The organism is Streptococcus sp. WM07, from assembly GCF_004570525.1.
In the GTDB taxonomy this organism is placed as follows: Bacteria; Bacillota; Bacilli; order Lactobacillales; family Streptococcaceae; genus Streptococcus.
The window spans coordinates 1-463 of record NZ_SPPZ01000172.1 but is presented as its reverse complement, the minus strand read 5'-3'; the positions used below and the strand labels follow the sequence as shown (position 1 = coordinate 463).

Sequence of the window (463 nt, the reverse complement as noted above, 5' to 3'; positions counted from 1 at the left end):
CATTTGGAATAGCTGTAGAGATAGACAAAATTCCAATGAGTGAAAGAGGTTATGCAACTATGGCATTGTTTCTTCTTGCACTTCCTCAGTTTCTTTACACTATTTATTCAATAAGGTGGGTAGTCAAGAAACTATTCTTTAAGAAAAAATAGTAAAAAGCCACTTTTCAGTGGCTTTAATTTTTCATGAACTTTGGCCAGATTTCCACCTCATGATTTTTCCTTGAATATCACAAACATCATCTATGTTTGAAAAATTTGGGTTGGAATTTCCATTTTCCAAACTTCTTCTTATTTGACTCAAACTAAATGTCATGTGTCTAAATTTATCAAGTGCGGCTTCAAGTCCATCTTCATTTTTTATCTTTTCCAATAATTCAATTTGATTCATAGTTTTTTTCTTTTTTAATAAAATTTGTTTATGCAAGTTCTGGTGGGATAATTCCAGGTGGACATTTCCATAC

Annotated in this window: 1 protein-coding gene; it reads right to left on the bottom strand. The window is 31.3% G+C overall.

What is annotated here, in order from left to right:
- Positions 1 to 183: 183 nt before the first annotated feature.
- The coding region (locus E4T71_RS08920) for a hypothetical protein (protein ID WP_209304490.1) at positions 184 to 463 on the bottom strand (280 nt) is incomplete at its 5' end.